The sequence below is a fragment of the Tundrisphaera macrotermitis genome, assembly GCF_051175315.1.
Taxonomy (GTDB): Bacteria; Planctomycetota; Planctomycetia; order Isosphaerales; family Isosphaeraceae; genus Tundrisphaera.
Genome location: NZ_CP195100.1, coordinates 5,375,920 through 5,400,933, shown reverse-complemented (window position 1 = coordinate 5,400,933; position 25,014 = coordinate 5,375,920). Strand labels below are relative to the sequence as shown.

The 25,014-nt window shown below is 69.1% G+C and carries 18 protein-coding genes and 1 other RNA gene; 10 read left to right on the top strand and 9 right to left on the bottom strand.

The window, feature by feature from the left end; all coding sequences use genetic code 11:
- Positions 1–3 precede the first annotated feature (3 nt).
- A complete protein-coding gene (locus TA3x_RS21930) occupies positions 4–459 on the bottom strand; it encodes a DUF2203 domain-containing protein (RefSeq protein ID WP_435016808.1) in 456 nt (151 codons plus the stop codon).
- 229 nt (positions 460–688) lie between these two features.
- Complete coding sequence (polX, locus tag TA3x_RS21925) at positions 689–2,422, bottom strand: DNA polymerase/3'-5' exonuclease PolX (RefSeq protein WP_435016807.1); 1,734 nt, start codon at positions 2,420–2,422, stop codon at positions 689–691.
- A 253-nt stretch (positions 2,423–2,675) separates the two neighbouring features.
- Between polX and TA3x_RS21920 the strand changes: the two genes are divergently transcribed.
- A complete protein-coding gene (locus TA3x_RS21920) occupies positions 2,676–3,170 on the top strand; it encodes a helix-turn-helix domain-containing protein (protein WP_435016806.1) in 495 nt (164 codons plus the stop codon).
- 106 nt (positions 3,171–3,276) lie between these two features.
- On the opposite strand, the gene rpoN is transcribed toward TA3x_RS21920, so the two are convergent.
- The 5 genes from rpoN to ffs form a co-directional block, all read right to left on the bottom strand.
- Complete coding sequence (rpoN, locus tag TA3x_RS21915; RefSeq protein WP_435016805.1) at positions 3,277–4,701, bottom strand: RNA polymerase factor sigma-54; 1,425 nt, start codon at positions 4,699–4,701, stop codon at positions 3,277–3,279.
- A 193-nt stretch (positions 4,702–4,894) separates the two neighbouring features.
- On the bottom strand, positions 4,895–5,500 hold the full coding sequence (gene recR, locus TA3x_RS21910) for a recombination mediator RecR (RefSeq protein ID WP_435016804.1): 606 nt from the start codon (positions 5,498–5,500) through the stop codon (positions 4,895–4,897).
- 3 nt (positions 5,501–5,503) lie between these two features.
- Positions 5,504–5,857, bottom strand: coding sequence for a YbaB/EbfC family nucleoid-associated protein (locus tag TA3x_RS21905; RefSeq protein WP_435016803.1), 354 nt, complete (start codon positions 5,855–5,857; stop codon positions 5,504–5,506).
- Between the two features lie 59 nt (positions 5,858–5,916).
- Complete coding sequence (dnaX, locus tag TA3x_RS21900) at positions 5,917–7,665, bottom strand: DNA polymerase III subunit gamma/tau (RefSeq protein ID WP_435016802.1); 1,749 nt, start codon at positions 7,663–7,665, stop codon at positions 5,917–5,919.
- 87 nt (positions 7,666–7,752) lie between these two features.
- Positions 7,753–7,850: signal recognition particle sRNA small type (gene ffs, locus TA3x_RS21895), an RNA gene on the bottom strand.
- A gap of 197 nt (positions 7,851–8,047) precedes the next feature.
- Here ffs and TA3x_RS21890 point away from each other — a divergent pair.
- The 8 genes from TA3x_RS21890 (at position 8,048) to TA3x_RS21855 (ending at position 18,075) form a co-directional block, all read left to right on the top strand.
- Positions 8,048–10,723 carry a M16 family metallopeptidase gene (locus TA3x_RS21890; protein WP_435016801.1) on the top strand — a complete coding sequence of 892 codons (2,676 nt, stop codon included), beginning with the start codon at positions 8,048–8,050 and terminating at the stop codon, positions 10,721–10,723.
- Between the two features lie 185 nt (positions 10,724–10,908).
- Positions 10,909–11,940, top strand: a complete 1,032-nt coding sequence (gene plsX / locus TA3x_RS21885; RefSeq protein ID WP_435016800.1) for a phosphate acyltransferase PlsX — start codon at positions 10,909–10,911, stop codon at positions 11,938–11,940.
- Between the two features lie 37 nt (positions 11,941–11,977).
- Positions 11,978–12,892: an ACP S-malonyltransferase gene (fabD, locus tag TA3x_RS21880; RefSeq protein ID WP_435016799.1), complete on the top strand. Its 915-nt coding sequence runs from the start codon at positions 11,978–11,980 to the stop codon at positions 12,890–12,892.
- Between the two features lie 96 nt (positions 12,893–12,988).
- Positions 12,989–13,768, top strand: a complete 780-nt coding sequence (fabG, locus tag TA3x_RS21875; protein ID WP_435016798.1) for a 3-oxoacyl-[acyl-carrier-protein] reductase — start codon at positions 12,989–12,991, stop codon at positions 13,766–13,768.
- A gap of 302 nt (positions 13,769–14,070) precedes the next feature.
- A complete protein-coding gene (gene acpP, locus TA3x_RS21870; protein ID WP_435016797.1) occupies positions 14,071–14,304 on the top strand; it encodes an acyl carrier protein in 234 nt (77 codons plus the stop codon).
- A complete protein-coding gene (gene fabF / locus TA3x_RS21865) occupies positions 14,304–15,554 on the top strand; it encodes a beta-ketoacyl-ACP synthase II (protein ID WP_435016796.1) in 1,251 nt (416 codons plus the stop codon). Before acpP ends, fabF begins: the two co-directional genes overlap by 1 nt.
- Before the next feature lie 45 nt (positions 15,555–15,599).
- On the top strand, positions 15,600–16,799 hold the full coding sequence (moeB, locus tag TA3x_RS21860; protein WP_435016795.1) for a molybdopterin-synthase adenylyltransferase MoeB: 1,200 nt from the start codon (positions 15,600–15,602) through the stop codon (positions 16,797–16,799).
- Between the two features lie 124 nt (positions 16,800–16,923).
- Entirely contained in the window at positions 16,924–18,075 is a 1,152-nt protein-coding gene (locus tag TA3x_RS21855) for a hypothetical protein (RefSeq protein ID WP_435016794.1), read from the top strand.
- 344 nt (positions 18,076–18,419) lie between these two features.
- On the opposite strand, the gene TA3x_RS21850 is transcribed toward TA3x_RS21855, so the two are convergent.
- Positions 18,420–19,595, bottom strand: coding sequence for a HEAT repeat domain-containing protein (locus TA3x_RS21850; protein WP_435016793.1), 1,176 nt, complete (start codon positions 19,593–19,595; stop codon positions 18,420–18,422).
- Positions 19,596–19,848: 253 nt separating this feature from the next.
- Here TA3x_RS21850 and TA3x_RS21845 point away from each other — a divergent pair, with 253 nt between their 5' ends.
- Positions 19,849–20,688: a hypothetical protein gene (locus tag TA3x_RS21845; protein ID WP_435016792.1), complete on the top strand. Its 840-nt coding sequence runs from the start codon at positions 19,849–19,851 to the stop codon at positions 20,686–20,688.
- Positions 20,689–20,782: 94 nt separating this feature from the next.
- Here TA3x_RS21845 and TA3x_RS21840 read toward each other — a convergent pair whose 3' ends face one another.
- The gene (locus TA3x_RS21840; RefSeq protein WP_435016791.1) at positions 20,783–24,889 is read right to left on the bottom strand and encodes an AsmA-like C-terminal region-containing protein; all 4,107 of its coding nucleotides are present in this window, start codon (positions 24,887–24,889) and stop codon (positions 20,783–20,785) included.
- Positions 24,890–25,014: the final 125 nt, after the last annotated feature.

Genomic DNA, 25,014 nt, shown 5'->3' with positions numbered 1-25,014 from the left:
CCCTCAGACGATGCCCGATCCGGACTTCGCGGAGAGGCGTTCCAGGGGCATCCGCCCGGCCACACCGGCGTTCAATTCGTGCCAGTAGGCCACCTGGGGCTCGCCCAGCCGCCAGCACAGGTAGACCTCGCGGCCGTCGCGGAGGCTCGGGAAGTCGCACAGGCCATCCGGCCCCTTCAGCTCGACGCCCAGCTTGGTCAGCTCCTCGATGTAGGAGATCAGGGTCGCTTCCTCGGCCTCCAGGAGCGACTGGCTCTGGGCGGACTCCTCGGAGTACAGGTCATTGGAAGAAGGGCGACGCCCGACCTGGATCGAAGCGAGCCGGGCCTTCAGTTCATTGACGACCGCGAACTGCCGGACGATGTCATCGACGATCACCTTGACCAGGGGCAGCGCCTTGTTCGCGTCCTCAACGCTGAAAAACTTGCGCTTTCCCTCGACCGGGTTGCTGGACGCCATGGCGGTGATCCTCGATCGGTAAGGAATGGGCTGAACCCCGATGCGGCGACGGGACCAGGGCTCGTCGAATCGGCCGGGAGGGCCGATCCGGCGGTCCCGGCGAATCGAAGCGGGCGCATTTCGAGCCGGGGACGGATCGGACCGGCCGGCGGGAGGATCCCTGGAACTTCATTATAGGAGAGCGTCGATCCCCCGCAAGGGATCGGGCGAGCCGTCGCGCATCGGGGGCTCAGGACGAGGCCCGCTCCCGCATCTCGGCGAGGAGGCGGGACACCTCGGCGGCGGGCCGGGTATTGAACACATCGGCACGGCCCAATCCGGCGCGGCGGGCCACGCCGATCCCATAGTCGAGGTCGCCGAAGCCGCTCGCGGCGTGGGCGTCCGGGTTGATGGCGATCGGTATGCCCAGCGATTTCGCCCTGCGGGCGTGGATGTCGTCGAGGTCGAGCCGGTGGGGATTGGCGTTGATCTCGATCATGGTGCCCGCCTCCGCCGCGGCCCGGATCACGGCATCGAGGTCGACCGCGTAGGCGTCGCGGGCCAGCAGGAGCCGCCCGGTGGGATGGCCGAGCATCGTGACGCGCGGGTTCCGGACCGCCCGGATGATCCGCTCGGTCATCTCGTCGCGGCCCATCCCGAACCCGGAATGGACGCTGGCGACCACGTAGTCGAACCCCGCCAAGACCTCGTCGGGGAAGTCGAGCGAACCGTCGGCCAGGATGTCGCACTCGGTCCCCTTGAAGACCGTGAAGGATCCCGCAAGCTTCTCGTTCAGGGCGTCGATCTCCGCCCACTGCTGATGCACCCGGTCGACGGTCAGGCCGCCCGCGTAGGCGGCGGCCCGGGAATGGTCGGCGATCCCCAGGTAGCCGAGGCCGGCCGCCCGGGCCGCCTCGACCATCTCCTCCAGGGTCGCGCCGCCGTCGCTCCAGGTGGTGTGGCAGTGGAACGTCCCGGCGAGGTCGCCGCGCTCGACCAGGGGGGGGATCGGCCCCGAGGCGGCCCATTCCATCTCCCCGCGGTCCTCGCGAAGTTCGGGGGGGATGTAGGCCAGCCCGAGCGCCCCGAAGAGATCCTCCTCGTTCCGGCAGGGGATCGGGCCGTCGGGGCCTTCCAGGGCGTATTCGCTCAGCTTGAGGCCCCGGTCGATCGCCCGGCGTCGCATGGCGATATTGTGTTCCCTGGATCCCGTGAAGTAGTGCAACCCGAACGGGAACTGTTCCTCGGAGACGCCCCGGAGGTCGCACTGCACCCCGTCGGCCAGCCGCACGCTCGCCTTGCTCGGGCCGTGGGCGAGGACCGCGGCGATCTCGGGGAGGGCGACGAACCTCGCCAGCACCGGGGCCGGATCCTCGGCGCTGAACAGGATGTCCAGGTCGCCGCTCGTCTCGGCCCGCCGCCGATAGCTGCCGCACGCCTCGGCCCGGATCACGTCGGGGTCCTCGCGGACGACCCGGAGCAGCGGCTCGATCAGCCGGCGTGCGGTGCTCGCCAGGAACCGATCCCCGACCGATTCGATGAAGTCGATCCCTTCCAGGATCTTGGCCTCGGTCTTGGCGCCGAAGCCCTTGAGCGCGGCGATCGAGCCCGATCGGCCCGCCTCGCGGAGGTCGGCCAGGCTCTGGATTTTCAACTCGTCGTGGAGTTGCTTGATTTTCTTCGGTCCGAGCCCGGGGACCCGGAGCAACGCGACCAGTCCGGGCGGGGTCGCCTTCTTCAACTCATCGAACGAGGGAAGTTGTCCCGTCGTCGCAAGTTGGGAGATCTTTGCGAGCATGGTCTCGCCGATCCCGGGGATACGGGACAGGGAACCGTCGGAGATCATCTCGCGGAGGTCGGAAGGGAGGCCTTTGAGCGCCTGCGCCGCTGTATGGTAGGCGCGACATCGGAAGGCGTTCTCGCCCCGCACCTCCAGTAAAGTCCCCATTTCCGACAAGATCCTAGCAATCCTTGCGGTTTCCATGGCATTCCCCCGGGATGTCGAGATAAGATTAAGATGTCGGCAGCCCGGACACCGGGAGTGGCCGGCAGTCCCCGTCTCCGCAAGTCGACCTGGAGGGCGTCCCGCATGCTCAAAAGGCCCGCCTACCGCTCCGGCGCCGCACTGATCGGATTTTTACCAAGCGGGATTTTCTTGCGGAACAGGGATTTTAGCACTACTGAATCCGATGCCTGATGTTGTATACTCCGTGAAGACATCCTGGCGAGGAGCGGATATGAGCGAAAAGAACAACGTGGCCGAAAAGAAGCAATGGAAGAACAGCAATCGCTTCTGCGAAAAGCTGGGACAAAAGCTTCTTCAGTTGGGATTAAACCAGCAGAAATTGGCCAGCAAGTCGCGCGTCAGCGATTCGGAAATCTCCCGGATCATGACCGGCAAGTCCCTGCCTGGCCTGGAGAACGCCATCTCGCTGGCCCGAGCCGTCGAGGTCTCCCTCGACTACCTCGCGGATGACAGCATGGACATCGACCCGAGCCAGGCGAAGGCCAGCAGCCAGATTGACGACAAGGATGCGGAGATCCTCCGCCTGGCCCGCGAGATCGGCCACGCGGACGCGACCTACATCCTCAGGACGGCCCGCTATCTCGGCCCGGAGATGGCCCTCCATCGCCTCCTGGATGCCAAGCCGGTCATCGCCCCGGGCGGCGAGACCGCCCAGCGTCCGGTCGCCACCCCGATCCCCGCCGCGAATCGCGTCAACTCGGCCTGACGAGGTCGGCCCCAGGCGAGCCAACGAATGGGCCCGGGCGAGTCGAGAGACTCCCCGGGCCAACGCGTTGAATGAGTCCGATTCTGATCGCGACGCGGGAAGAGCGTCAGAATTGCTTGCGCTGGCGGCTGGAAGGGATGCGGAGGGCCTTGCGGTACTTGGTGACGGTGCGCCGGGCCACCGGGAAGCCGTGGTTCCCCAACTCCTCGACGATCTCCTCGTCCGAGAGGGGATTCTGCTTGTCTTCCTTGGCGATGATTTCCAGCAATTTCTGCTTGATCGTGTCCCAGGCGACTTCTTCGCCGTCGGCGGTCGTGGTCCCGCCCCCGAAGAATCGCTTGAGCGAGAAGATCCCGCGGGGGGTCTGAACCCACTTGTCGTCCACGGCCCGACTGACGGTCGTGACGTGGACGTGCACCCGGTCGGCGATCTGCTGCATCTTGAGGGGCTCGATCGACTCGGGCCCCTTGTCCAGGAAATCCTTCTGGTGCTCGATGATCGCCCGGGCGACCTTCAGGAGGGTGCTCCGCCGCTGCTCGATGGATTCGATCAGCCACCGGGCCGACTGGATCTTCTTCTGGATGAACTCTCGGGTCACGGGGTCCGACGACTTGTTCTTGAGCATCTTCTGATATTGCCGCGAGATCGCCAGCTGCGGCGTGTGATCGTCGGCCAGCCGGACCTCATACTCGCCGTGATCGTTGGCCTCGACGATCAGGTCGGGCATCACATATTGCGAGTTCGCAGCCAGGTAGCGGGCGCCGGGCCGGGGGTTGAGCCGACGCAATTGCTCGATGGCTTCCTTGATGACGTCGATCGGGATCCCGGTCCGCTTCTCGATCGTCGGGAGACGGTTCTGCTGGATGTCGTCCAGGTGGCTGGAGATCAGCACCTGGAGGACATCGCGGCAAGGGATGTCCGGCGTGAGTTGGAGCAGGAGGCATTCCCGCAGATTTCGGGCCCCCACCCCGGGGGGATCGAGCCGCTGGACCAGCGCCAATGCCTCCTCGGCCTGGGCATAGACCGCATCGCCGCCGTAGTCACGCACCAGGTCGTGCAACTCGGCCTGGAGGAAGCCGTTATCGTCGAGATTGTAGATCAGGTATTCGGCCAGGCCCCGGACGACCGGGTCGCATTCGAGATACCCGAGCTGGTGGGCGAGGTCGTCGTGGAGGGATTCCGGCCGCGACGCCATGTTCTGCATCGCGTCGTGCTTGCGGTCCGACTCCTCGCTGAGGGCGGCCCGGCTCAGTCGATGCGATTCGCTGAAGTTGTCCTGCCAGTCATCGCCATCATCATATTCGGGGCTCGGCGCCTCCTCGGCGGAGGAGGTCGGGGCCTCGGCTTCCGCGTCGCCCGGCGTCGACGACTCGCGAAGGTCGACCAGGATCGGATTCTCGATCAACTCCTGATCGATCCTCTCTTGCAGGGCCATCAGCGGCAATTGCAAGATTTCCATCGACTGGATCATGCGGGGGGCCATGCGGAGCCGCATGTCGGTCCGCATCTGCTGGGACGTATCGAGTCGCATGGTCCTGGTTTCCGCCGCGAGTATTGTTTGTCGTGGGTCCCATCGCCGGTGAATCCGCGAGGCTGTCTCGTCGGGGAGGCCGTCCGGAGCCGGATCGCGGAGAAGTGGGGAGGGGACGGGAGGGGCAATCGCTGCCCTTGCCACAGCAAAAATTATGCCACGAACCCGCCGAACAGGCAAGGGGGTTGACGATCTAGAATTTTTGCCGCCCGGTGATCGCGTCGGCCAGCATCTCCTTATTGGCGAATTCGAGGACGCTGCCCGAGGCGAGGCCGCGGGCCAGGCGGGTGATGACGACTCCCGTATCAGCAATCCGGTTCGCGATCAGGAGCGAGGTCCCATCCCCTTCGAGGTTGGGGTTGGTGGCCATGATCATTTCCCGGACCCCGCCGGCCCGGACGCGGGCTTCCAGGGCATCGACGGTCAGCTGGTCGGGGCCGACCCCCTGGAGGGGTGCCAGGCGGCCGAGCAGGACGTGATAGACCCCAGCATAGGTCGCCGACTTTTCCAGGGCCAGCAGGTCGCGCGATTGTTCGACCACGCAGATCAGCCCGGTGTCCCGGCGCGGGTCGCGGCAGATCTCGCAGAGCGGCTCGGCCACCTCGGTCAGGTGGAAGCAGACCTCGCAGTGGCGGACGCCGTCCTTGATCGAGCGGATCGCCTCGGCCAGGGAAAGGGCTTCCTCGGCCGGGGCCTTGATGAGGTGGTAGGCCAACCGCTCGGCGGACTTGGCGCCGATGCCGGGCAGGCGGCCCAGGGCAGTCACCAGCCGTTCGACGGCCGTCGCGGTGCTCGCCATCGCTCAGGGCCCCCCCGCTCCGGGGCCGAGGAATCCCGACAATCCTGGGATCGGCAACCCGCCGGCGAGGGACGAGAACGACTGGGCTGCCGATTCGCGGGCCTTGGTCAGCGCCTGATTGATGGCGGCCACGACCAGGTCTTCCAGGAGCTCGACGTCGCCGTCGGCGACCAGCTTGGGGTCGATCTTGAGGGTGAGGATTTCCATCTTCCCGTTGACCTTGGCGGTCACGGCCCCACCCCCGGCCGTCCCCTCGACCTCCAGTTTGGCCAGGGTCTCGGCCGCCTTCTCCATCCCCTCGCGGATCTTCCCCGCGTTCTTCATCAGGTCGGCGATCTGGCCCAGGTTGTTGAACACGGCATCCCTCGGAAGTGGGGAGGTTGAATCATGTCCCAGGATGGAGGGCCGGCACACTTTCAACCCGACGGGGCGGGGACCGGTGGTTCCTCATCATCGGATTCTGCACGCACCAATCGTGCCTCGAAGCGCTCGACGATCATTTTAACGAGCGGTTCCTGATCGAGGTCGCTGCTCAGGCCGATCCCGGACTTGCGGGCCAATGGCGTCGGGGCGGGCTCGTCCGCCGCCCTTTGGAGGCGGATGTCGAGCGGACGAGCGAGCCACTCCCGCAGCGCGGCCTCGAAGCGGGCCCGGGTCTCGGCCGTCTCGACCGCATCCACGATCCAGTTGTACCCCGCGATCGGCTCGACGATCAGGACGTCGGGGCCGGGGATCGCCACCGGGCGGAGCTTGCCGATCTTACCAGCCAGCTCCGGGGGGAGCCCCTCGACGAACCGGGCCCAGCCCGCGGAGAGGGATTCCACGTCGAAGCCCGGCGCCGCCACCGTCCCCGGATCCGCCAGACCCTCAAGCCCGGGCTCCGAGACCAGTTCCGATTCCGGCGGGCCCGGGCGCGACGCACCCGGCGGCTCAGGGACTAGGGACTTTTTTTTTTCGAGGGCTGGCGCCGGGGCGATGCCGCCCGCTTCCAGGGCGGTGAGCCGCGTGACGAGTTCGCCCAGGTCGCCGAGGTTTTCGAGCCGGGCGATGCGGACCAGAGCGACCTCGACGAGCTGCCGGCCGTAGGCGCTGCCGCGGAGGCGGCGGCGATACTCGTCGAGGATCTGGAGGGCCGCCAGGATCGAGTCGAGCGGCCAGCGTTCGCTGATCGCCGCGAGCCGGGGCCGCTGGCGGGGCGTGGCGGCCATCATCGGGATCTTGGCCCCGGCCGCCAGGACCATCGCGTCGCGGAGGAAGTCGATCGACGCGCCGAGCAGGTCGGCCGGCTGGACGCCGGAGGTCGAGGTCTCCTCGACGATCCGCAAGGTCTCGGCGGCGTCGCGTTTCGACAGGGCATCCAGGAGGTCGAGCGTCCGGTCGTCGCTGGCGATCCCGAGCTGCTGCTGCACCAGCTCGACGGTGAGCCGTTCGCCGCCGAACGAGAGGAGTTGTTCCAGCAAAGACTGGGCGTCGCGCATCGACCCGCCGGCTCGGCGGGCCACGACGGCCAGCGCGTCGGGGTCGGCGGCGACGCGTTCGCTCTCGCAGATCTCCCCCAGGGTCGCGACGATCTGCTCGGGCGACATCCCGGCGAAGTCGTACCGCTGGCACCGCGACAGCACCGTCACCGGGATTTTGTTCGGCTCGGTGGTGGCGAAGAAGAATTTGACGTGGGCCGGCGGCTCCTCCAGCGTCTTCAACAGGGCGTTGAAGGCGGAGGTCGAGAGCATGTGGACTTCATCGATGTAGTAGATCTTGAACCGGGCACGGCTGGGCCGGAGGCCGGCATTCTGGCGGAGTTCGCGGACCGCCTCGACCCCGTTATTACTGGCACCGTCGATCTCGATGACGTCGACGTCCTGCCCGACGGCGATCGATTGGCAGATGTCGCACGTCAGGTCGGGCTCGTCGGTCGGCCCCTTCGCACAGTTCAGGCACTTGGCGAAGATGCGGGCGATCGACGTCTTGCCGACGCCCCGGGTGCCGCTGAACAGGTAGGCGTGCGTGACACGATTGAGCCGGATGGCGTTGCGGAGCGCCTGGACGACGTGGTCCTGGCCGACGACATCCTCGAACCGTTGGGGCCGATAGCGTCGGGCGACCACCGTGTAGCCACCCGGGTCGCTGCCGGGCAGGTCCGGGCTGGTCCCTGGAGATCGGGACACGTGGCACGCTCCATCGGGCCTGCGGCCGGGGAAGTCCCCTGGGCCGCGATTCATCGCTTTGGCCGGGCCCGGAAGGGGCCGGGGTGAGCCGGGGAGGTTCTCCCGGGCACATGGAGGCGATGCTTATGGCTGCTCCGTTCCCGTCCTGACCAGGTTCGCAAGCACCCATTGCCCGGGTCCCCCCCGGCTCGCCCCGACCCCCTCATCCTGGGCAGTCGGCCAAGGAGGACCATTGTCGGGCATCGGCGTCCCCAAAGCAAGTCCAACCTTCCGCAATCCCCAACCTCCGGGCTGGCGTGGACCCTCCGGCGGTCGATCGGCTAGAATGGTCCGATCCGCCGCGCGATCCGGTCGCGGGGTATTCCCAGGATGAGGGGCGGACATGGCCCGAAGATCGACCGACCGCCCCGTTCCACCCTGGGCGGGGGACCTCCCGGTCTTCGAACGGACCCTGGCCAACGGCTTCAAGACGCTCGTGCTGCCGCGTCGCCATGCGCCGGCCGTGGTCTGCGACCTCTACTACCCGGTCGGTTCCAGCGACGAGCCCGCCGGCCGCACCGGGCTGGCCCACTTCGTCGAGCACATGCTGTTCAAGGGGACCGAGCGGTTCCCCAAGGGGCGGATCGACCAGCTCGCCTTCGTGGCCTCCGGACAGACCAACGCCGAGACCGACGAGGACACGACCCACTACTGGTTCGCGTTCCCGTCCGATCGCTGGGAGCTGGCCCTGACCATCGAGGCCGACCGGATGCGGGGGGCCAACTTCCACCCCGACGAGGTCGAGTCCGAGCGCCGGGTCATCATCGAGGAGCGGGCCCGCGAGCAGGAATCGCCGTTCGTCCGGCTCGACCAGACCCACCTGGCCCTCAGCTATCTCCGCCATCCGTATCGCAACCCGGTCCTGGGCTGGCCCGACGACCTGGCCCGGATCACGGTCGATGACCTGCGCGGGTTCTACCGCGACCATTACCGGCCCGACGGCGCGGTCTTGGTGGTGGTCGGCGACGTCGACCCGGACCGGTGCCTGGACGCCTGCGAGCGGCAATTCGCCGGGATCGCGCCCGGGCCGGCCCGCCCGGCGGCGCAACCGATCGACGAGCCCCGCCAGAACGGCCGGCGCGACTTCCGCCAGGTCGAATCCGAGGCCGTGGCCCGGGGCATCCTGGGCTGGCATACCGTCCCGATCGGCCACCCCGACGGCCCGGCCCTGGACGTCCTGTCCGACCTGCTGACCTGCGGGCGCCGATCCCGGCTCTGGGACACCCTGGTCGAGCGCGACATGGTCGCCACCTGGGTCGATGCGGGGCAGGAGGGGGCGCGGCTCGCCGGCCAGTTCCTCCTCCAGGTCGAGGTGGTGCCGGGCGTCGACGTCGACCGGGTCGACCGGACGATCACCGAGGTCATCGCCACCCTGGCCGACGAGGGGCCGACCCCGGCCGAGTTGGATCGGTCGCGGAGCCGCCTCGAAGCCGCCTGGCGGTGGGAGCAAGAGGACCTCGCCGGGCTCGCCGCCGGGCTGGGCCAGTTCGCCCTCACCGGCGACTGGCGATCCTGGCAGGCCGACCACCGCGCCGCGATGGCCGTGACGGCCGAGGACATCCGTCGCGTCGCCTCCACCTACCTGGGCGAATCCAACCTGACCGTCGGCTGGTCGCTCCCCCGGCCGGCCCAGTCGGTCACGGTGCTGTTGCCGACCGAGGCCCGCGCCCCGGTCGAACGGCCGGCCCCCAGCCCCGGGGCGGACGCTGCCGACCTCGACCTCCAGTTCACCCCGATGCCGACCCGGCTGGCCGACTTCCAGCCCCGCCGCGACGTGCTCCGCAACGGCGTGCGGCTGATCACCGAGCATCGCCCCGACACCGGCGTGATCGCTTTGGAACTCTACGCGGACGCCGGCCTGCTGCGCGAGGCCAAGCCGGGCCTGGCCCACCTGACCGGGCGCCTCCTGGAAGAAGGGACGACGACCCGCTCCGCCGAGGAGCTGGCCGAGGCCATCGAGGACGTGGGCGGGGCCCTGGAAGTGGGCGCGACCGGCGCCTCGCTCCGGGTCCGCGCCGAGGACCTGCCGATGGCCCTGGACTGGCTGGCCGACCTGGCCATCCGCCCCGCCTTCCCGGCCGACGCCGTGGCCTGGAACCGCCGCAAGATGGCGGCCGAGTTGCAGTCCGACCGCGACGACCCGGCGTTCCGCGCCGACCTCCTGTTCCGGGGGCTGATCCACGGCGACCACCCCTATGCTCGCGACCCGCGCGGGACCGCCCGCGAGATCGCCCGCCTGACCCGCGAGGACGTCGTCGCCCACCACGCCGGCTACTTCGTCCCCGAGAACGCCATCCTGGTGGCGGTCGGCGACTTCGACCCGAAGGCTTTGCAACGGCTGGTCAAGGCCCGCTTCGGGGGCTGGAAGGCGGATCGCGCCCCGTTCCCGATCCTGCCCCCGCAGTCGCTCGGCAAAAGACCCCGGGTGCGGCGGGTCGACCACGACGGCGAGCAGGTCCACGTCCTGATGGGGCACCTGGGAGTCCACCGGCTCGACCCCGACTTCGACGCCCTCACGGTCGTCGACCACATCCTGGGCAGCGGCCCCGGCTTCACCGACCGCCTCAGCCGGGTGATCCGCGACGAGATGGGCCTGGCCTACTCCGTGGGGGGGGGCATGACCGACTCGGCCGACCGGGGGCCCGGGCAGTTCCGGGTCTACTTGGGGACCAACCCCGACGACGTGGAACGCGCCGTGGCCGCCGTCCAGGACCAGGTCCGCCTGATCCACCGGGGGGCGTTTGGCGACGACGAGGTGGAACGGGCCCGGACCTACCTGGCCGGCTCCTGGGTGTTCGACTTCCAGACCGTCGAGCAAAGGGCCGAGCGGTTGCTGGAGTTGGAGCGGTTCGGCCTCCCCCTGGACGACCCGATCCGCTGGCCCGACCGGATCGCCCGCGTGACCCCGGACGAGGCCCGCGACGCGGCCGCCCGCCATCTCCACCCCGAGGCCCTGACGCGGGTGGAATACGGGCCGATCCGCCGACCGGGGCGGGCCGCCGACGTGGAGTGCGCCTGATCGGGGGGCCGAACCGGTATCCACGATCGGCGAACGACTTGCGGACCGGACGATGGCTTGACATCGTTCCCGGGCCTTTTCTAGGATGCGTGGGCCCGTCCATCCCCGGTTCGTGATGCGACGCGTTTCGGGCCGATCCGACCCCCGGCCCCAGTTCCCCCTCGACCTACCGGAGACTGATCGATATGCGGATTGCCCTGGACGCGATGGGCGGCGACCACGCGCCCGGCCCGATCGTGGCCGGCGCCGTGGAAGCCGTCCGCGACCGATCGGACCTGACCGTGCTGCTGGTCGGCGACCAGGAGCGCATCGAGGCCGAGCTCGCCTCGATCGCCGACGCCGATCGCTCGCGGCTGCCGATCGTCCACGCCAGCCAGGTGGTCGGGATGGAGGAGAAGCCGGTCGAGGCCCTCCGCAAGAAGCGGGACAACTCGATCTCGAAGTCCTGGGGCCTCCTGTCCGAAGGCCAGGCCGACGCCGTGGTCTCCGCGGGCAACACCGGGGCGATGGTGGCCTCGGCCCTCATGAACGCCAAGATGTTCCTCCCCGGCGTCCGCCGGCCGGGCATCGCCGCCATCTTCCCGTCGCATCGCGGCCCGATCGTCATCATGGACGTCGGGGCCAACATGAACGCCAAGCCCGAGGACCTCTACCTCTACGGGATCATGGGCGCGGTCTACGCCGAGCACGTCCTGAACATCGAGAGCCCCAAGATCGGCCTGCTCAACGTCGGGGCCGAGGACGACAAGGGGAACGACCTCACCAAGGCGGCCCGCACCCTGTTCGTCGAGGGGCCGCACGCCGACAAGTTCCACGGCAACGTGGAAGGCCGCGACATCTACGAGGGCCACGCCCGCGTGGTCGTCTGCGAGGGGTTCGTCGGCAACGTCCTGCTGAAGGCCGGCGAAGGGGCCGTCGACTTCCTGTTCACCGCACTGAAGCAGGAACTCGGCCCGCTCCTGCCGGAGCTGCCCCCCGAGGTCGGCCAGAAGCTGGTGATGAGCCTGAAGGGGCTCAAGACCCGCTTCGAGTACGCCGAGTTCGGCGGCGGGCCCCTGCTCGGCCTCCGCGGCTCGTGCATCATCTGCCACGGCTCGTCGGGCGCCCGGGCGATCCAGAACGCCCTCCGCGTGGCCGGGACGATGGCCGAGGAGAAGGTGAACGCCCAGCTCGTGAGCCAGTTGACGGCGGCGGTCAACGCCGTCCCTCGCGGCTGATCCCCGTCCCTCCACCGCATTCGCAAAGATCCTCCCGATGCCCAAAATCGCGTTCCTCTTCCCCGGCCAGGGGGCCCAGGCCGTCGGCATGGGCAAGGCCCTGTACGACGAACTCCCCGCCGCCCGCGAGCTGTTCGACCGCGCCGGGGAGATCCTCGGCTTCGACCTCAAGGCGGTCTGCTTCGACGGGCCGGCCGAGGCCCTGGAATCGACCGACGTCAGCCAGCCGGCCATCTACGTCGCCAGCCTCGCGGCCCTGGAAGGGCTGAAGGTCAGCAACCCCGAGGTCGTCGCCGCCTGCGAGGGGGCGGCCGGGCTGAGCCTGGGCGAGTACACCGCCCTGGCGTTCGCCGGCACGTTCGACTTCGAGACCTGCCTCAAGATCGTCCGCCGGCGCGGCCAGGCGATGCAGGCCGCCGCCGCCGTCGCCTCGCCGAGCGGGATGACCAGCGTGCTCGGGCTCGACGAGGCGGCCGTCGACGAGCTGTGCCGCCAGGTCGCCGACCAGGGGAAGCTCTGGAAGGCCAACCTGCTCGGCCCGGGCAACATCGTCGTCTCCGGCGAGACCACCGCGCTGGCCGAGGTGGAGCGGGTCGCGACCGAACTCGGGGCCTCGCGGGTCATCGCCCTGAAGGTGGCCGGGGCCTTCCACTCGCCGCTGATGCACCCGGCCGACGAGCAGCTGGCCGAGGTGCTGGGCCAGGCCGAGATGGCCGCCCCGCGGATCCCGGTCTACTCCAACGTCGATGCCCAGGCCCACTCCACCCCCGACGACCTCCGCAAGACCCTGGTCGCGCAGGTCATCCAGGGGGTGCGCTGGGACGACTCGATGCGGCGGATGATGGCCGACGGCTTCGACACGTTCTACGAGATCGGCCCGGGCCGCGTGCTCACGGGGCTGATGAAGCGGATCGACCGCAAGGTGCCGTGCACGAGCATCCCGGCACGCTGAACACGCGACGGGATCGCGGACGCTCCGCGATCCGATTCCCATTTCGACTGACCGGGGGGCGGGAACGCCGCCCCCCCAAGAAGGGATTCGACGATCATGGCCGATGCCGAGAAGACCAGCCCAGCCGGCGTCCAGGTGGACCTCAACGGCCAGGTGGCCCTGGTCACGGGGGCCTCGCGCGGGATCGGCCGGGCGATCGCCGTCCACCTGGCCCGCTGCGGCGCCACGGTGGCCGGGATCGCCCGCAGCGCCGGGGCCCTGGAAGGGACCCTGGCGGCGATCCGCGAGGCGGGCGGCACCGCCGAAGGGTTCGCGGCCGACGTGGCCGACCCGGCCGACGTGACCCGGGTCCTGGCCGAGGTCGAGGCCAGGTTCCCCAAGATCCAGGTCCTGGTGAACAACGCCGGGATCACCCGCGACGGCCTGATGCTCCGGATGGAGGACGACGCCTGGGATCAGGTGATCGACACCAATCTGAAGGGGACGTTCCTGTTCTGCCGCGCGGTGGGGGCGGTCATGCTCCGCCAGCGGTACGGGCGGATCATCAACATCACCAGCGTGTCCGGCCTGGTGGGCAACCCGGGCCAGGCGAACTACTCGGCCAGCAAGGCGGGCGTGATCGGCTTCACCCGGACCATCGCCCGCGAGCTGGCGTCGCGCGGCATCACCGTCAACGCCGTGGCGCCGGGCTTCATCACCACCGACATGACCGACGTCCTGCCCGACAAGGTCAAGGCCGAGGTCAAGGACCGCGTGCCCGTCAAGCGGCTCGGCAACCCCGAGGATATCGCCGATCTGGTGGCCTACCTGGCCAGCCCGTCGGCCAGCTATCTCACCGGCCAGGTGATCGCCGTGGACGGCGGCATGACGGCCTGAGCGCTTCGCGTCGTTTCGGGACGGTCGCGGTAGACAAGACCGGTCCCGGCTGATAACTTGAGCACTTCACGTTCGCCCCGGGACTTTCGACTCATGCCCCCGGGGCGAATCGTCCGACTTCTATTCCCGTATCGCAAGCGGGAAGGTTCACGCGTCGTCGGCTCGGGCCGGCGGTTGCGGTCGGGAATTGGCCCAGGATCTAGTACGCCGACGAGGGCCGAGCCGGATTGGGATGGGCGACGACCGATTTTGTTCGGACCCCACCACAGCCCGTTCCGACGCCCGCGTGAGGAGGTTCGCCCGTGTCCGTGGAAGAACGCGTTATCGAGATCGTCAGCGAGCAGATGGGTGTGGCCAAGGACCAGGTGAGCCGCGAGACCTCCTTCGTCAACGACCTCGGCGCCGACTCGCTCGACACGGTCGAGCTGGTCATGGAGTTCGAGGAAGAGTTCGACATCACGATCCCCGACGAAGAGGCGGAGAAGATCCAGACCGTCGGCCAGGCGATCACGTATATCGAGGAACATAGCAAGTAATGCCACGGCGAGTCGTCATCACGGGCCTGGGCGTGGTTACGGGCCTGGGCAATGACCTGGACCCGTTCTGGACGGCCCTGTGCGAGGGGAAGAGCGGGGTCACCAACCTGACCCTGTTCGACACAACGCACTTCCGCGTCCACTTCGGCGGCCAGGTCCATGACTTCGACGGCGACAAGCGTTGGGGCGTGCTGGCCAATCGCCGGCTCGACCGCTTCGCCCAGTTCGCCCTGGCGGCCGCCGAGTCGGCGGTCGAGGATTCGGGGATCGACTTCTCCACCCTCCCCGCCGAGCAGGTCGGCGTCATCATCGGCTCGGGCATCGGCGGGCTCAACGAGTTCGAGACCCAGCACGAGACGATGCTGACCCGCGGCCCGGCCAAGATCAGCCCGTTCACCATCCCCAAGCTGATGGTCAACGCGGGCAGCGGCCAGGTCTCGATCCGATGGGGGCTAAAGGGCCCGAACACGGCGGTGGCCACCGCCTGCGCCTCGGCGACCAACGCCATCGGCGACGCGTTCAAGCACGTCCAGAACGGCCATGCCGACGTGATGATCACCGGCGGGTCGGAGGCGGCCATCACCCGGATGGGCCTCGGCGGGTTCGCCGCCATGCGTGCCCTGTCCACCCGCAACGATGATCCGACCAAGGCCAGCCGCCCGTTCGACCGCGATCGCGACGGATTCGTCCTCTCCGAAGGGGCCGGGATCCTGATCATCGAGGCCGAGGAAGTCGCCCTCGCCCGCGGCGCCCGGATTTATGCCGAGCTGCTCGGGTACGGGATGTCGGCCGACGGGACGCACATCACCGCCCCGGACGAGGAAGGCCGAGGCGCCAAGCGTGCCATGGAGCTTTGCCTGGCAGACGCGAAGTGCCCCAAGGATTCGGTCGACTACATCAATGCCCACGGCACCAGCACCGGGCTGGGCGACGTCGCCGAGACCAAGGCGATGAAGTCGGTCTTCGGGCCGCACGCCAAGCGGCTCCAGGTGTCGAGCACCAAGAGCCAGCTCGGGCACCTGCTGGGGGCCTCCGGCGGGGTGGAACTCGTCGCCTCGGCGCTGGCGATCCATCGCGGCGTCCTGCCCCCGACGATCAACCTCGACAACCCCGATCCCGAATGCGACCTGGACTACATCCCCAACGTCGCGCGGGAGGTCAAGGTCGACCACGTGATGTCCAACAGCTTCGGCTTCGGTGGGCATAACGCCAGCCTGTTGATCGGTCGGTATAATGGACAGGGCCGCTGACCCGGCCGCCCGTCCCCGACCTCCTCTCCCATCGAGACCGCACCGATGAGCTTGCCCCCGTTCGACCTCCTCGCGGGTCGAGACGTCGCCGATCCCCTGTCGCCCGATGAAATCCGCCGCTATGCCCGCCACCTCATCATGCCCGAGGTGGCGATGGACGGGCAGAAGCGTCTCAAGGCGGCCAAGGTCCTCTGCATCGGCACCGGGGGGCTCGGCGCCCCGCTCACGCTCTACCTGGCGGCGGCCGGCGTGGGCACGATCGGCCTGGTCGACTTCGACGTGGTCGACGTCTCCAACCTCCAGCGGCAGGTGATCCACTTCACTTCCGATGTGGGCAAGCCGAAGATCGAGAGCGCCGAGGCCAAGCTCAAGGCCCTGAACCCGGCGCTGGTCGTCCACAAGTACGAGTTCCCGATCACCAGCGAAAACGCGCTGGATGTCTTCGCCGACTACGACGTGATCGTGGACGGGACGGATAACTTCCCGACCCGCTACCTGGTCAACGACGCCTGCGTGCTGCTGGGCAAGCCGAACGTCTACGGCTCGATCTTCCGGTTCGACGGCCAGGCCTCGACCTTCTTCCCGCCGCATGGGCCCTGCTATCGCTGCCTCTACCCCGAGCCGCCGCCGCCCGACCTGGTGCCCAACTGCGCCGAGGGGGGCGTGCTAGGGATCCTGCCGGGGGCGATCGGCGTGGTCCAGGCGACCGAGGCCGTCAAGCTGATCCTGGGCGTGGGCCGGCCGCTGATCGGCCGCCTGCTGCTCTACGACGCGCTGGACATGACGTTCCGCGAGATGAAGGTGCGGAAGTCGCCGCGGTGCCCGATCTGCGGGCCGAACCCGACCATCACCGAATTGATCGACTACGAGCATTTTTGCGGAGTCCCGAGCGTGCCCGACACCAACGACGCCGCCTCGAAGTCGCTCGACGCCGCCATCAGCCCCCGCGAGCTCAAGGACCGGATCGATCGCGGCGAGAAGCCGTTCATCCTCGACGTCCGCAACCCGGAAGAGATCGACATCTGCCGGATCGCCGGCTCGATCGTGATCCCGCTCCCGGAACTGCCGAAGCGGATCGGCGAGCTCGACCCCGCCACGCCGATGGTGGTCCACTGCAAGAGCGGGATGCGGAGCCAGAAGGCGATCGACCTGCTCAAGGGCCAGGGGTTCCAGAAGCTGTCCAATCTGACCGGCGGCATCCTGGCCTGGATCGAAGAGGTCGACCCGTCGCTGCCGAAGTATTGATCCGGGGCATCATGCCGCACGGGGCCTGGCGGGTTTGGACTTGAGGGAATCGCCCTCATCGTCCACAATCCGCGCGATGGGGGGTCGTTCGACCCGCCGCCAGCCTGGCAAGGAGGCCCCTGGCATGAAACGCCGCTCGATGCTGATGCTCTCATTGCTCGCGATCCCGGGGCGGTTGTTCGCTCAGGAGCCCGCCTCCCGATCGCGATCGGCCCGGGGACGCACCATCTCCGAGGATGATCGCGACCCGCCCGCGAAGCGACTGACCAAGGCGGCCGTGGCCGAGGACCCGGAGGTCCCCGATCGCGGACCGGCCCCGTCCCACGCCGAGTCGATCCCGGCCAACTTCCCCGAGCAGGCCGGGTACATCTGGAAGACGTTCCCGATCGCCGATTACTCGGCGCTCGACCCCAACCAGAGCAATCCGCAGACGGCGATCCTCGACTGGATCTTCCGGCGCACCGACACGGCCCCCTGGCACGGCGACAAGATCGCCGTCCTGAGCGCCAGCCGGTCCCAGATCCGGGCCTACAACAGCCCCAAGGTCATCGAGCAGGTGGCCGAGGTCATCGACCGATTCACCGACGCCTACGAGAACATCCTCTCGGTGCGGGTCCGGTTCGCCGCGGCCACCGACTCGCGCTGGCGGTACGTCGTCCACCAGCGGCTGACCCCCGTCGGCAGCGGACCCCAGGGGCAGCAGATCTGGCAGGCCAACCCCGCCGACGCCGACATGGCCCTGCGGCAGATGGAAGCCTGGCAGGGGTTCCGGCTCCTGGAAGACCAGAAGCACGAGATGGTCAACGGCCTCACCCTGCTGGTCTCGCACACCGACAAGCGGACCTTCGCCGGCGGCCTCCAGCGCGAGAACGCGGCCGGGCAGGGCTATCAGCCCAAGACCGACCGGCTCGAAGAGGGGATCGTCCTCCGGTTCAGCCCGCTGCTCACCTACGAGGGGGACGGGCTCGACGCCGCCATCGAGCTGTCCACCAACGCGGTCCGCAAGCTCCACGCCACCAAGGTCCTGGCCCCGGGCCAGATCGGGCCCGGTGAGCAGACGATCGACGTCCCGGAGGTCTCCGAGACCCGGCTCAACAAGCCGATCAAGAACTGGCCGCTGGGCCAGGCCCTGGTGATCTCGGCCGGGATCCAGCCGGGCATCCTCCAGGACAAGGGCGGCCTGTTCAACATGCGGATCCCCGGCACGGTCCCCACCGGGACCGAGACGATCGTGATCATCAACGTCGAGCTGGCGGCCCGCAAGCGCAGCACCTGACCCGACGTTCGCCGGACATCCCTGGTCAGCCATCGAGGCCGGATCGAATCGATCCGGCCTTTTTGCGTCGCCCAGGGAGGATCGAGGTTCGGGGACGCTAGCCTGAGACCCGGTATGTCCCGTCGAGGCGGAGCTTCGAATCGGCCGATTACGGAACTTGTGCGAGGGATACCCTTGGGCAAAGCGGACTCACCGGCGCCGTCAGGGGGTAAGCTAACCTCAGGCACCCAGTGACGGAATGAGATCGGGGAGCTTGAACTTTTCGATCGGCGCATGGCGACGGGCCGATGGCCATCGAAATGACCATCGGCCCGGTAATGTGGCTCGATGCGAGGCGGCCGCGCTCAGTTAGCCTTGAGGTTCAGGCTGGGCGAGCCGGGCAGGGGGGGCAGCGAGGAGGTGGCCTCGGCGAGGGTCGTGGCGACGACCTTGCCGGCGGCGGCCTTGACGGCGGCCGAGGCGTCGGATTCGGCCATCTCGCGGAGCCGCTCGACCGCGTCGGGGTTCATCCGGCCGGCGAGGGCCTCGGCGGCCTTGGTCCGCACCGTCTCATCCTTGTCGTGGGTGAGCTGGAGCAGCCAGATCACCGGGTCGATGTCGGTGCGGGAACAGACCAGGGAAATGATCGAGACGCGGTTCTCGGGCTTGGGGTGGTAGAGCTGCTTGCCGAGCATGATCTGGTCCGGGGACAGGCCGCGGGCCTTCAGGACGATCTCGGCCAGTTCGGGGACGCCGGGCTCGGCGTCGTGGAGGCGGCGGAGGACCGCCTCGTCGCCGAGGATCGCCGTGCGGGTGGCCAGGGTCTTGAGGGCGTGGAACCGGACGCCGCCGTTCTCGGGATCCTCGATGTAGGGGGCGGCCAGGGCGGCCATCCCGTCGACCGGCGAGGAGCCGAGGCAGATCACCGCGGCGGCCCGGGACCGGGGGTCGCGGTCGCCCAGGTGGCGGGCGGAGGGCTCGCGGAACGAATCCTTCCAGTCGGCCAGGAGCAGTTCCTCGGCCGGGGTCATGGTCAGGCCGGGCAGCCAGCTCCAGAGCTGGGCGATCTCGGTCATGGCGGTGGCCCGCACCTCGACGTGGCCGTCGGCGATGCCCGAGGTGAGCAGCGCGTGGGACGGGTGGAGGGCGTCGACCCAGGCGGACGGCGTGGGGTCGATCCGGAACCGGTTGAGGATCCGGGTGGTGGCCAGGATCGAGGTGACGCGGGCGACCGGGCTGGACTTCACGTAGCCGGCGCGGAGGCCGTCCAGGATCGCGACCCAGTCCTTGGCCTCGGCCGGGGGGATCGGCGATTGCGCGGTCCCGGTCTCCGGCTCGGTCATCCGATAGACCAGGGCCAGGGCCTGGGGATCGCTCGCCTTCAGCCCTTCGGCCAGGGTCTTCAGGGTGGGGGCGGAAGCCGCCTCGGCCGGCTTGGCCGTTGTGGCCGGGGTCCGGCCCTTCCAGGCCCAGCCCGCGCCGCCGATCGCCACGGCCAGAAGTCCGGCCACCGCACCCTTGATCCATCGTCGCTCGGTCATAGTTGCCTCCTTGCGTACCGAACTCCAGGGAAAGGCCCCATGGCGCGACATCATAATCCGGGGCCGGGAACCGACAAGAGCATTTCGCGCGGGCGGCAGGGGCCCGAGGATCGGCCGAATCGCGGCAATCTGCCGTCGGGCTGGGGAAATCGCCCCGATCGGCCGATCAAATAGGAGCGGGCCGCGTCGCCCCGGGGGGAGGATTGCCCCGGGGACGGCAGGACGGGACCGCCCGAAACCCAAGGGAGCACTCATGATCCCCCCTGCGACTCGCCGGCGAAAGGCGATCCTCGCCCTGGGACTGGTCGGCATCGCGCTCGGCTGGGCAACGCCGACGGCCTTGCCCGCCGGGACACGGGCCATCGACCCCGCCCAGGTCGTCCCGCTCGATAAGATCCCCGCCCACCACCGGGAAGCCGTGTCCGAGGTCATCCGCGACCACACGATCCACCGGAAGGCGCCCGCCGATACGTTCCCCTGCAACTCCAAGGTCTACCTCAGCCTGCTGAACGAGCCCGCGGTGACGCTGGCCCTCTGGCAGGACCTGGCCTCTTCCCCGGTGCGGCTGACGCAGCTGGATGCGAACCGCTACCAGGGGACCGACGGCAACGGGGCGACGGCCACCTGGGAGTTCGTCTATCGATCCCCCAAGCTGCACGTCCTGCTCAGCGACCTCGACTACACCAGCCCGCGCGGGGCGGCCCACCTGACCGGCCGGATCGTCCTGGTGGTCCATTCCGGGTTCTACCGCGAGGTCAACGGCGAGCCCTGGGTCCAGCACGACGTCGAGGCCTTCGTGAAGGTCGACTCGAAGGGCTGGAAGGCCCTCGCCAAGACGGTCCGGCCGATCCTCGAAAAGGTGCTGGAGGACCAGGTCCAGGAGGCCGGCTGGTTCGTCTCGCTGATGGGCCGGCTGGTGGAAACCTACCCCAACTGGGCCTGCCAGGTCGTCGGGACCAAGGGCCAGATCGACCCGACCACCCGCGTCAACTTCCGCGACGTGGTGGTCCAGAACAAACGCCCCGGCGCTTTCACCGGACGGCCGACCCTGACCGCCGACGCCCAGGCCAACGAGGCGACCCGCCGCCGATGACCCGGTGAACCGGGCCCGCCGCGCGGGCGGAGCGAGGGGAGGCGTCGGCCGCGGCCGGCCCCTCCCCTCGTCCCATTCCCGGCGCCCCCGCTCCTCAGCGGGACCGGCCGCCGACCGGCAGCCGGAGCACGCTGGAGAAGAACCCCACGGCCGAGTCGCCCACGGCGACCCCGGCATCCAGGGCGACCGACGGGTTCTTGACCGTCCCGGTCACGCGGAACTTCAGGAGCCGGTTGGACAGGAAGCTGGCCACCTTCAGGACGGCGTCCTGGCCCCGGCCGATCGCCTCGCCCAGCCCCGGGATGATCCCGATCAGGTTCTGGCCTGACTCCGGGATCAGCCGGTTGGTGTTCACCAGGACTTCCAGGTTCAGGTTCCCCGCGAAGGTGACCGTGCCGGTCCCGTGGACCTGGATCACCTTGCCCTCCAGCATGAACTCGCTGATGTTCAGCGTCTGGTTCATGATCGCCCCGTGCATCTCGCCGACGTCGAACAGGCCGCCGCCCGCCCCGCCGACGCTGGCCAGCCGGATGATCTCGCGGAAGACCGGCACCTCGACCAGGGAGGCGTCGGCGAGGTTCAAGTCCACCCGCCCGCGATAGGTGGCCGGCTGGGACAGGTCGTGGCCGGTCACCACCACCTTGCCGGTCAGCTTGCCCGAGGCCGCCTTGTTGGAGTCGCTCTCCAGCCGCGACAGCAGCTCGATGTCGAAGTCGGTCGCCTGGGTCTCGGTCTGGAACGAGCGGTCGTTGCCGAGCCGGAGCATGACGCTGCCCCGGAGCGTCCCGCCGGCGATCTTCGAGGTCCACTGCCGGCAGGTGAACGAGCCGTTGCCGGTGGCCGGGTTCCAGGAGACCTCGCCGGGGAACCTGAGGTTGGTCAGCGGGAGGTTGCTGACCTTGGCGTTGGGGACGGTGACCGCGGTGGTGGCCTGGAGCATCCCATCCAGCCGCCCGTTGACCCGGACCGAGCCGGTGCCCTCCACCAGGTGCATCATCGAGGGGGCCGCCAGCAGCATCCGGCCGATCGAGGCGTGGTCGACCTTGACGTCGAATTCCGCGGTGGGCGGCTGCTTGGGCCGGAACTCGCCGCGAGCCCGGCCCGAGGCGGTCCCGCCGAAGACGTCCCCGGCCAGGTCGTCCAGCTGCCATGCGGTCGGGGTCTGGGTGATGTTGCCCCGGAGCCCGCCGATCGGCACGCGGGGGGACTCCAGGTGGACGTCGCGCAGCTCGAAGGCGCCCCGGGCCCAGCAGGCGAACGGCTTGACCGTGGCGCGGAGGTTCAGGACCAGCGCGGCCAGCCCGTCGATCCGGGTGATCTCGCCGGTCAGGCCCAGCCCCCGCCACAGGCCGAGCATCTGGAAGCCGGCCGCCTGGAGCTCGGCGTTGACGACCGCCTTGGACCGCTCGACGCCGATCGGGGCCGAGCCGTTGAAGCGGATCTTCCCGCCCAGGCTGTCGGCGGTCACGGCGAAATCGATCCGGTCCTGGTGCCCCTTCACCGTGATCTGGGCGGATTCGGCGGGCACCCCCTGCACGGTAAGGTCCGGGGCGTTGACCTGGACGTTGGCCTCGATCGAGGAGGCATCCATCGGCATGGCCAGCTTGACCCGCCCCTCGGCGATGCCGGTCAGCTTCAGCTCGTCGCCGAGGAAGGCGGAGGCCAGCCGGGCCGTGTCGATCCCCTTGAAGCTGGCCGAGGCGTCCAGGTTGGTGCCGGGCCGGGTCGGGATCCGGGCCTCGGCCGTGATCCGGCCGCCGAAGGTCTGGGCCTCCAGCCCGGTGATGGCGATCACGTCGCGGTCGGTGGTCCACTGGAGGACCAGGTTGCCCAGCGGCGAGTCCTCGGTCCGGGCCCGCAAGACCCGGGCGCTGCCGCGGGTCTGAATCGCGAACGGGGACAGGCTGCCGCCCGCCTCGCCCTGGGCATCGATCACGCCCGCGACGGGGGCGGGCTTCGGGACGGTCGGCACGAACGCGAGGATCTGGGCCAGCTCCCATTCCTTGACGTCGATCCGGCCGCTGTACTGGTAGGGGGCGGCCACGGAGAGCTGTCCGGAGGCCTGCAGGGGATGCCCGGCCAGGCTCGCGGTGAACTCGGGGACGTCCAGCTTGCCGGCCTCCAGGCGGACGCGGGTCGCGATCCGGTCGAGCACCGCCCCCTGGTAGGTGATCCGCCGGCTATCCGCGTTGGCCGCGACCAGCCAGGCGGCCGGGTCGCCGAGCCTGGCCACGTCGGCCGAGGCTTCGACCCCCATCGAGAACAGCCCCGACAGCGGGTTGGGCACCGGGAAGAAGGGCGCGGACAACTCGCCGATGGGCAGGTCGAGGGCCTCGAACCGGGCCGAGAGCCGGCCGCGCGGGGCGATCTGGGCGCGGACCCCGCCCCGGAAGCCGCCCGCGGCCAGCGCCCCCTCCTTGGGCGGGAGGTCGGTCGCGGCCGGGGGATGGGCGTCGTCGCCGATCGGGTGGTCGACGAACTGGCCCCGGAAGTCGGAGAGTTCCAGGACGCCATCGATCAGGTCGAGCTTGGCGTCGATCCGGCCGATGTCGATGTGATTGATCGAGGCCGCCTTGAGCGACGACTCGCCGTGGAACTTGTACTTGCGGAGGTCGCCCGGCGTGGCGATCGGGATCGTGGCGTTGGCCTTGAGCGTGAATTTGCCGGCGATCGGCACCGGGATCTTGATCCCGTAGGCCCGGGCCTTGTCCAGGATCATGTTGAGGTCGACGTCCTCCAGCTCGACCTCGGTGGAGATGGTCTTGGGCAGGGTGATGCCGCCCTTGCCCGGCTTGCCGGGGGGGGGCGGCGGCTGCTTCCGCATCTCCGAGGCGATCCAGCCGGAGACGGTCTTGCCGCCGTTCCAGACCGTCAGGAGCGGGACCGCCTCCTCCAGCGAACTCCACAGGGCGTTCTCGGGCAGCAAAGGATCGTTGGGATCGGCGGGCGTCCCGTCCGGCCGCATCTTCGGCGCGGCGGCGGCGGTGAGGGCGGTGTCGTACTGGAGGTTCTGGCCCTCGGCCCTCATCGAAACGGACAGCGACTTGATCGGGATCCCCTGGAAGCTCCCGCCTTCGATGACCGCCTGGCCGACCGTGCCGGTCAGGTCGGGCCCGGATTTGGCGAGGGCCACCTTCAGGGCCACGTCCCCGGAAAGCTGCCCGTCCGCGCCGACCTTCTCCAGCTGCCAGGACTTCGGGGCCTGGGTGATGTCGATCTGGTTGAGGGTCATGTCGAGGTCGAACTTCGGCGTCCCCGGCCCGAAGACGAGCCGGCCGCCCGCGCCGATCGACCCACCCAGGGTCCGGCCCTCGACGTTCTGGACCGTGACCTGATCGTCGTCGACGACGATCTTGCCCGTGGACCCGGTGGCCGTCACGCCCATGGTCGGGAGCTTCGCCGTGACGCCCTTCAGGTCGATCTCGGTGTGGAGGTGGATCGGGGTCGGGTCCTTGAGCTTGTAGGCGATCTTGACGCGGGCATCGACGGGCCCGGACGGCTCGACGTTCTCCCAGATCTCGGTCGGGACGAACGGCAGCCGGACGATCTTGTCCTTGTCCACGACCAGCTTGGGGTCGGTGGCCAGGCGGACCTCGCCGACCTGGAAGTTCTGGTCGAACTCGCCGGCGATGTCGAACCGGCCCCAGGTCGGGTCGTCGGTGGTCGCCTTGACGACCTCACGCCCGTCCTTCGCGACCATCGTGCCGGCGACCTTGCGGACCTCCAGCGGCTCCCGCCCGTCCTGGGTCAACGTCGCCGACCCATCGACGACCGCGATCTCGGGCAGGGGGGCGGGGGTTTCCCCCGGCTTCGGGTCGGGCTGCGGCACCAGGGGGATTTTGGTCACCAGCTGGTTCTTCGCATCGAACCGGAGCGAAATTTTGGGGGATTCGACCGTGACCCGGGTCGGCATGAACCGGCCGCGGATCATCGAGGAGAGGGAGGTGTCGACGCTGATTCGGTCGGCCGTGATCCAGACGGGGGAGTCGGCGGTCGGGCCCTCGAGCAAGGCGACGCCGAGGAGGCCCGCCGAGTCGCGCCCGAGCCACCAGCTCCGGACGACGACCTTGCCGCCATACTGGGCCTGGATCGCGCGGACGATCACCGCCGGGACGACCCAGGTGCGGACGACGAAGAAGGCCGCCACGGACAAAATGAGGCCGACGCCGGCCCATCGCCAGAGCTTCCGGGGGATATGCATCAGGACCACCTCAATCGAAGACGGACGGGCCGTCCCAGGTCTGGAATCCAAGACATCCGACGCCATCCGCCCGCGCCGGAGCGGGGCCGATGGCCCGGGGAGATCACGCGGATGGGAGCGGCAAC

Excerpts from the sequence above, each read along its gene's own strand:
- TA3x_RS21930 (WP_435016808.1), bottom strand. The coding sequence starts at position 459 with ATGGCGTCCAGCAACCCGGTCGAGGGAAAGCGCAAGTTTTTCAGCGTT.
- polX (WP_435016807.1), bottom strand. The coding sequence starts at position 2,422 with ATGGAAACCGCAAGGATTGCTAGGATCTTGTCGGAAATGGGGACTTTA.
- TA3x_RS21920 (WP_435016806.1), top strand. The coding sequence starts at position 2,676 with ATGAGCGAAAAGAACAACGTGGCCGAAAAGAAGCAATGGAAGAACAGC.
- rpoN (WP_435016805.1), bottom strand. The coding sequence starts at position 4,701 with ATGCGACTCGATACGTCCCAGCAGATGCGGACCGACATGCGGCTCCGC.
- recR (WP_435016804.1), bottom strand. The coding sequence starts at position 5,500 with ATGGCGAGCACCGCGACGGCCGTCGAACGGCTGGTGACTGCCCTGGGC.
- TA3x_RS21890 (WP_435016801.1), top strand. The coding sequence starts at position 8,048 with ATGGCCCGAAGATCGACCGACCGCCCCGTTCCACCCTGGGCGGGGGAC.
- plsX (WP_435016800.1), top strand. The coding sequence starts at position 10,909 with ATGCGGATTGCCCTGGACGCGATGGGCGGCGACCACGCGCCCGGCCCG.
- fabD (WP_435016799.1), top strand. The coding sequence starts at position 11,978 with ATGCCCAAAATCGCGTTCCTCTTCCCCGGCCAGGGGGCCCAGGCCGTC.
- fabG (WP_435016798.1), top strand. The coding sequence starts at position 12,989 with ATGGCCGATGCCGAGAAGACCAGCCCAGCCGGCGTCCAGGTGGACCTC.
- fabF (WP_435016796.1), top strand. The coding sequence starts at position 14,304 with ATGCCACGGCGAGTCGTCATCACGGGCCTGGGCGTGGTTACGGGCCTG.
- moeB (WP_435016795.1), top strand. The coding sequence starts at position 15,600 with ATGAGCTTGCCCCCGTTCGACCTCCTCGCGGGTCGAGACGTCGCCGAT.
- TA3x_RS21855 (WP_435016794.1), top strand. The coding sequence starts at position 16,924 with ATGAAACGCCGCTCGATGCTGATGCTCTCATTGCTCGCGATCCCGGGG.
- TA3x_RS21850 (WP_435016793.1), bottom strand. The coding sequence starts at position 19,595 with ATGACCGAGCGACGATGGATCAAGGGTGCGGTGGCCGGACTTCTGGCC.
- TA3x_RS21845 (WP_435016792.1), top strand. The coding sequence starts at position 19,849 with ATGATCCCCCCTGCGACTCGCCGGCGAAAGGCGATCCTCGCCCTGGGA.
- TA3x_RS21840 (WP_435016791.1), bottom strand. The coding sequence starts at position 24,889 with ATGCATATCCCCCGGAAGCTCTGGCGATGGGCCGGCGTCGGCCTCATT.